The sequence below is a fragment of the Dysgonomonas sp. UBA7710 genome (genome assembly GCF_002482385.1).
Classification (GTDB): domain Bacteria; phylum Bacteroidota; class Bacteroidia; order Bacteroidales; family Dysgonomonadaceae; genus Dysgonomonas.
Genome location: NZ_DLFW01000042.1, coordinates 59,286 through 66,741 on the forward strand (window position 1 = coordinate 59,286; position 7,456 = coordinate 66,741).

Here is a 7,456-nt window from a genome sequence, read left to right on the forward strand (position 1 = left end):
TTGTTACTTTTTATTCCTCTGAGTATGATGATTAATTTTTTATATAACAGAAACAGTGTAACTTTGAGGGGATAAATTGATAGGACCAAATATGCAAGGAAATAATATTATAGCGGCAATATCCACTCCGGCCGGAGTAGGCGGTATCGCCATTATCCGGTTATCCGGAAAAGGATGTATTGGGTTGACCGAGTCTGTATTCAAGCCTTATGGGAATAAAAAACTTGAAGAGCAGAAGGCAAATACGATTCATTTCGGGTACATAATAAAGGATAATACAGTATTGGATGAGGTGCTGGTAAGTATTTTCAAAGCACCGCATTCGTTTACCGGTGAAGATGTTGTGGAAATCTCTTGCCACGGCTCTGTTTATATACAGCAAAATGTTTTGCAGTTATTAATATCCAAAGGTGCGTATTTGGCACAGCCGGGAGAGTTTACACAGCGGGCTTTTCTCAATGGTAAGATGGATTTGTCGCAAGCCGAGTCCGTAGCTGATCTGATTGCTTCATCATCGGCTGCGACACACAGATTGGCAATGAACCAAATGCGTGGGGGATTTAGTAATAAATTAATAGAACTGCGTACCGAACTCCTGAATTTCGCATCCCTGATCGAACTGGAGCTTGACTTCTCGGAAGAAGATGTTGAATTTGCAAACAGGGAGCGGTTGAAGGAAGCAGCTTATGATATCGAACTTCATATAAGAAAACTGGCGGAATCGTTTGAAGTGGGAAATGCTGTAAAGAATGGTATTCCTGTTGCTATTATCGGTGAGACGAATGCAGGAAAGTCAACCCTTTTGAATCTGTTGCTACATGAAGAGAAAGCAATTGTTTCGGATATACATGGTACAACCCGTGATGTAATAGAGGATACGATTAATATACAAGGGCTGACATTCCGCCTGATTGATACGGCCGGGATACGGGATACAACAGATGAAATAGAGAGTCTCGGGATCGAACGTACATTCAAAAAAATAGAACAAGCCAATATCATTCTGTGGATAACGGATGTAGGAACGGCTGATGAGCATATCCGGGATTTGGCAGAAAAGATATTACCTGCTGTAAAGAATCAGAAGTTGATTCTGGTGTTCAATAAGGTTGATATGATTTCTGCAGAAAGGAAAGAAAATAAGGAGAGGCTGCTTCAAGAAGAGATTCCCGAACGTATCTTCATTTCGGCAAAATATGAGCAGGGTACAAATGATCTGGAAAGCATGCTTGTGAAAGCAGCTAATATCCCGGAGATTGGAGAGCAGGATGTTATAGTTACCAATATGCGCCATTATTCGGCATTGGAGAATGCATTAGCTGCAATAAAGAGAGTGGGGGAGGGTCTGGATTTACATCTGTCCGGAGATTTTCTTTCTCAGGATATTCGCGAATGTATGCATTATCTAGGGGAGATAACAGGGCAGATATCTACTGATGATATATTGAGGAATATTTTTAGTAAGTTTTGTATCGGCAAATGATAACTAATCAGATTTAATAGATAATAATTATAACTAGTCATTAAGTTGCTATAAAATAGCGACTTTTTCTTTTCTATTTCTACCTTTGAATATTCATGATAATGGATATTGTGGCAGTTTTTATGTCTTAATTGTACCGTTTTTGTCAAAACATAAAAACGGTACAGTTTTTGTTCATAGATTATGTATAATTGGAACACCACGGAACACAGTGAAACATCATGGAACAAAAATAGGGAGAAATAAAGGAGAAATTATGAGTAGTAAGATGGAAATTTCTAAGATATGTGAATGTTGTGGAAAAACTTTCATAGCACAGAAAACGACTACACGTTATTGTTCACATAAATGTAACTCCAAGGCGTATAAACAAGGCAAAAGACAATTTAAGATGGTAGGTATTAATTACTCTACCATGAAAGAAATTGAACGATTGAGTGATGAGTATGAAAAAATAAAAGATAAAGAGTTTTTGTCAGTCAAGGAAGCTTCCTTTCTATTAAGCATTGGGCGTACTACAGCTTATCGCTATTTACAGGAAGGCAAACTTAAAGCAATACAAACAAAAGGTAAAACTTTTATTCGTCGCTCCGATATTGATGCTATGTTTAATGATACAGAAGAATACCAACCTAAAGCCAAACCAACTAAAGAGCCTAAACCTTTAACCGAACTGTATACTGTAGCCGAGATTAAAGGAAGATTCAACATCAAAGAATCGTGGCTATATAAGATTGCCAGAGAAAATAATATCCCTAGAACTCTAATCAGAGGTAAATCATATTTCAGTAAAGAGCATATCGATAAATATTTTGAAAAGAAAGGTTTTAACGAAAGTCAGGATATAAAAGAATGGTATTCAGTAGAAGACATTCAAGAGAAATATCATCTATCTACGGCAGCCATATATAGTTTTGTATCTGAGCAAAATATACCACGAAAGAAAGACGGTCGCAAAGTGCTATACTCTAAGAAAAACTTTGATATAGCCAAAGGCTATGAACAACCCAAAGAAGCCGAATATTATTCGACCGAAGAAGCCATGCAAAAATACAACCTCACTCGTGATGCTTTATATCACTATGTGAAGTATCATAATATACCTAAAGTAAAAGAAGGACGATATGTGAAAATATCAAAGCCCGACTTAGATAAGTTATTCAACCCTCAAATAATCTTATAACTATGGGAATAAGCAAAGTAGCACTTCGACGACGACCTATAACAGGAGCGAGAGAGAGTCTTTATCTGGATTTTTATCCTGCTATTCGTGATCCGTATTCAATGAAAATGATACGGCGTGAGTATTTAGGTATTTATATCTATGCCAAACCTAGAAACGAAATTGAAAAGGAGTACAATAATGAAATGCTGATGAAAGCTGAAGTTATCCGCAGCATGAGAGTACAAGCTATTATCAATGAGGAATACGGTTTCTTAGATAAGAATAAAAAGAAAGCTGACTTTCTGGTTTATTACAAACTGAAAGCCGAAAAGAAAGACCAGAAGTGGATGAAGGTTTATCAGCATTTTTCCAATTTTGTCAAAGGTAAATGCACCTTTGGAGATGTGAACGTAAACTTATGCAACCGCTTTAGGAATTATCTGATGGATGCAAAGCAATTGAAACATAAAGATCTTCGTATATCTAAAAATTCAGCATCAGGTTATTTCTCTACATTCAGAGCTTTATTGAAGATTGCATATAAAGAAAAATTCTTCAGAGAGAATCTCAATGAATATCTGGACTCGATCGACACTACAGATGTAAAGAAAGAATACTTGACATTGGATGAATTGAAAACACTAGCCAATACACCTTGCGACTTCCCTGTGTTGAAATCAGCATCTATCTTCTCATGCATGACAGGCTTACGGATAAGTGATGTTCTGAAATTGGATTGGAAAGAAATACTTCCTGCTTCTGATGGTGGTTACTGCATGAGACTAAGAACCGAGAAGACAGAAACAGAAACGACCTTACCCATTAGCGATGAAGCGTTAGAATTATGTGGAGAGAGGGGAAAAGGTAAAGTATTCAAAGGTTTAACAAAGGCTATGACTCAACAACCTCTAAAGGATTGGGTAGCCAGTTCCGGAATAACAAAACACATCACATTCCATTGTTTTCGCCACACTTTTGCTACCTTGCAGGTAGCTTTAGGAACTGATATCTATACTGTAAGTAAAATGCTTACACATAAAAATGTTTCGACAACTCAGATCTATGCTGATCTGGTAAATGCGAAGAAAAGAGAGTCTGCTAATAAGATAAGCCTAAAATAAAAGATTATGAGTAGAAACATTCTATATCCATACACTCTTGAAAAGAAAGGCGATATGATTAAACTGGAAATTATGCCAAAGAAAACTCATAACCCTCTAAACATATTATATATTGCAGTAATGATTATGTCTTCAATATCCATCATTGGCTGTACAAATTCTCTCTTCTGGATGGATTTTTTCTCGTCAAAAGACTATTTCGCTGTGATTTGTATTATTATAGGTTCTCTTTTATTTCTTCTGCTTGCTTTCTACCTTCTAAAGTGGGAAAGAAAAGGGAAAGAAATATTTATTTTACATCCCAATAGATTGGAGAATATTGTGGCAATCAAGCCTTTTAAAATAGAAAAGCATATTTTTGATTTTGAAAAATTAGAAATTGGATATCAATCAGGAGAGGATTTTTATAGTGAAGAAGAGGCCATACTACTAGGAGTAGAGCTGGATTTAAATAAAGTTACAGGCAATTATCCTATCCAGTTTTATATGGACGATGGACTACAAATTGTTGATTCAGAAAGAGAAATTCCTATTGAAGTAATCAGGAGAATAAAAGAAGAATATCTTTTAAATCAGCATGAGAAGGAAGATTAAAAAAGCAACTATAAAGGAATACTTGACAGATAGAAGCTCTCTAGCTGTGTCGGGATAAAATCATTTGATAATGTCATTTATGTTGAAGGATTATGAATAAAGAACATGTGAAAATATATAAAGCAACGCTAAATGATGTTGATAACCTTGTTAATCTTCGAATTGCATTTTTAAAAGATGAATTATCCAAATTCTCTAAAGACGATGAAAAATTAGTCAGAGAAAAGGGAAAATTATATTTCGAAAGGCATCTAAAAGTCGATGATTTGATAGGACTAATTGCAGAAGTGGAAAATGAAATTGTAGCTACTGCATTCCTTCTTATTACTGAAAAGCCAATTAGTCCAACTTTCCCCAATGGATATACTGGGACACTACTTAATGTTTTCACATATCCGCAACATCGCAGGAAGGGTTTTGCAAAATCCTTAATTGAGAGAATAATGCAAGAGGCAAAAGAAAGAGATATTGCATTGATAGATTTGATATCAACAACAGATGGACTAATTCTATACAAGAACTTAGGATTTAAGGAACTTACATACACAGCTCTGAGACTTAAATTATAATATAATATGGATTTTAAAGCTAGGCTTTCACTGCGTATAGGGATGAACGATATCAATGAGATACTTCGTTTAACACATGATAGTGATACCCGAAAGCAAGAGTTATATAATTTAGTTATTGGTGAAGACGAAGTTATTGGATATCATGCAGCTTGGATTTTTACTCATTTTTCGTCACAGGATAACGAGTGGTTATACAATAAGCAAGATCAATTGATTGATGAAGTATTAGCGTGTAAACATGGAGGAAAACGAAGGGTAATGCTCAATTTATTATACAGACAGCCATTCCCGAATCCGCCAAGAGTAGATTTTCTGGATTTCTGTTTAGGGCAAATGATGTCTAGCGAGGAATTGCCCGGAGTAAAATCTCTTTGTATGAAGATTGCTTATGAATTATGCCGTCCCATTCCTGAGTTGGAGCAAGAATTGAAAACAATGCTTGCAATGATGGAAGGCGATTTAGTACCGTCTATACAAGCCGTCCGTAGAAATATTCTAAAGGCAATGCAAAAAGGAACGAGTTTACAAAAACTTTAATCATAATAATATGAATTACAAGGACTCTGAAAATATACTGCTAATTATATGTGGAGCGATGGGTATCGCTTTACTGTCTCTAATTTTTCGTTATTTGTTTTTAGAGTTAGGGTTTGATGCTTTTGGGGCTAATCTGGTATTCATCGTTATTTTTGTGATTGGACTGATCTTTTACATTTCTTATATAGAAGTCATTCAGAAAGTTATTCCTTCATTATTCAAAAGGCGAAAACAAGTAGTAGAAAATCAGGATATGATACCCGAATCCAATACAGCTAAAGATATTGAACCCACCGTTGAGCCAGAGTCTGAAGAACCTAGTGGAAATAAAACACCTGTTATTAATGAACTTGAAGTAATAAGGGAAAAGCACGAGCAGGACGAAATTATAAGAAAACGAGAAGTGCTTGAAGTTGCTATAAAATATACAAGAACAACCTTTGCTCCATTCGCAGATGATCAGAATATAAACCGCCTATGTGAATACGTCATTCAATATTCCACAGAAACAAAATTAAAAGATATAGAACCAGTTAGAGTAAAAGATTTACAAAACATAGATCTATACCATTTCGGATGGAATATCTGGAATCATTTTCGGATAAATAAACAAGAGGATATCGCTTTATTCCTTAAAATTGTTTTTGCTCGCAACCTAAAAGATGTTGATATAGATACTATAAGAAAGAAGTTGACTTTTAATGATGGAAAGTTTAAAATTGTAAAAATACATACATTAATAAACTAATCTTTAAAGTTATTTTGTTGTTCATTACACTCTATTAAAACAATTGATGTTGCTCCTGAATCATCTTTACTTGAATCATTGTAAGCATCATTATTATTTCCTCTATCTAGATGATTATGTAAATCCTGAAGAATAGAGTGATCTATGTCGGATTGATAAAAGCAACAACCATCATGTTTATATGCTTGCTGCCTTGGAAAATTATTTGATCCGATATTTTTACGCTTATAGGCTACTGATTTAGAAATTTCTATTAAATCCCAAATCATTTTTGTCCAATCATCATTTGTTTTAGTGGTATCTTCTTCAAATGTTCTACCAGACTTGAATTTCAAAAAATTAATAAGTTCGCTCGTTAATTTATTATTCATGTTAAGAGGATTGGAAGGAATAGAGCACCCCATTGAAAATGGTCTTCTGACCCAAGATAATGTATATCCTCTAGTATTATTAATCATTAGATATTGGGCTCCATCATTTATTGTTTTAGGAATAATAGATCTTGCTATCCCATTTAACTTACCAGCACGTTTATAAGTGAAATCAGGCCATTTAGTATAAAGCTCTAATTGATGTAAATCGGTCGAAGCAACTCTAGCCGATGTATTTATAGACATCTTAGCTTGTAATAATAATGAATTAAGTTTTATATTTCCTATCTTATCAGTGTAGATATAAACAAATAATATATCACCTAATTCAGGACATTTGCTGTATTTTATATCGACAATAGGTTTTTGATGACAGTAGATACTTGTAACTGCAAACTTATTATTTGGAAAAGTGGTTTTGAGTAAATTAAATAAAGAAGGTGTGAAATTTAGACAAAGAGACGCAATAAAATCTGGTTCTTCTGGTGATTTAATTGATTTCTTTTTTACAAAAGAAACCGAACATTCAACAGCCTTATGCATCTTTCTTAAAAGTACTATACGTTTTTTATTTATTTCAATAGCATCCATCTTTTCTTTAATTGTTTTCTAAGTAGATAATGTTTTCTTCTCTATATATCTCTTTTGTACCCTCAATTGGGAAAGAGAACCAATATCTATCAATAGGATCCTCATCCGACACAATATGTAAAAGATTAGATATAAAATAAGAAAAAGAGAGGTTTTGTAAATTATATTTTATATAACATGGATAATCTCGTTCAACAATGGGTGTCAGTCCCCTAGTACTTTCCCAAAAACGAATAAATTTGTTTGCCCCGAGTGATATATGATTTACTAATCC

The 7,456-nt window shown here is 34.3% G+C and carries 9 protein-coding genes; 7 read left to right on the forward strand and 2 right to left on the reverse strand.

Translation table 11 applies throughout. The features are described from left to right. Positions 1-91: 91 nt before the first annotated feature. The 7 genes from mnmE (at position 92) to B3317_RS13580 (ending at position 6,220) form a co-directional block, all read left to right on the forward strand. Entirely contained in the window at positions 92-1,483 is a 1,392-nt protein-coding gene (mnmE, locus tag B3317_RS13550) for a tRNA uridine-5-carboxymethylaminomethyl(34) synthesis GTPase MnmE (protein WP_291112490.1), read from the forward strand. Between the two features lie 415 nt (positions 1,484-1,898). After that, complete coding sequence (locus B3317_RS13555) at positions 1,899-2,666, forward strand: helix-turn-helix domain-containing protein (RefSeq protein ID WP_414647500.1); 768 nt, start codon at positions 1,899-1,901, stop codon at positions 2,664-2,666. Between the two features lie 2 nt (positions 2,667-2,668). Continuing rightward, positions 2,669-3,769, forward strand: coding sequence for a site-specific integrase (locus tag B3317_RS13560; protein WP_414647501.1), 1,101 nt, complete (start codon positions 2,669-2,671; stop codon positions 3,767-3,769). Positions 3,770-3,775: 6 nt separating this feature from the next. Beyond that, complete coding sequence (locus B3317_RS13565) at positions 3,776-4,363, forward strand: hypothetical protein (protein WP_291112495.1); 588 nt, start codon at positions 3,776-3,778, stop codon at positions 4,361-4,363. Between the two features lie 92 nt (positions 4,364-4,455). Further along, positions 4,456-4,932: a GNAT family N-acetyltransferase gene (locus tag B3317_RS13570; protein WP_291112497.1), complete on the forward strand. Its 477-nt coding sequence runs from the start codon at positions 4,456-4,458 to the stop codon at positions 4,930-4,932. Positions 4,933-4,938: 6 nt separating this feature from the next. Then, positions 4,939-5,472 (forward strand): hypothetical protein, encoded by a 534-nt coding sequence (locus B3317_RS13575; RefSeq protein ID WP_291112499.1) that lies wholly within the window; start codon positions 4,939-4,941, stop codon positions 5,470-5,472. Positions 5,473-5,482: 10 nt separating this feature from the next. Next, positions 5,483-6,220, forward strand: a complete 738-nt coding sequence (locus B3317_RS13580; RefSeq protein WP_291112501.1) for a hypothetical protein — start codon at positions 5,483-5,485, stop codon at positions 6,218-6,220. Here the strand turns inward: B3317_RS13580 and B3317_RS13585 are convergent. Together B3317_RS13585 and B3317_RS13590 are read right to left on the reverse strand one after the other, a co-directional pair. Then, a complete protein-coding gene (locus B3317_RS13585; protein ID WP_291112503.1) occupies positions 6,217-7,182 on the reverse strand; it encodes a hypothetical protein in 966 nt (321 codons plus the stop codon). The genes B3317_RS13580 and B3317_RS13585 overlap by 4 nt on opposite strands. Positions 7,183-7,189: 7 nt before the next feature. Then, a partial coding sequence (locus B3317_RS13590) for a hypothetical protein (protein ID WP_291112505.1) occupies positions 7,190-7,456 on the reverse strand: 267 nt, incomplete at its 5' end.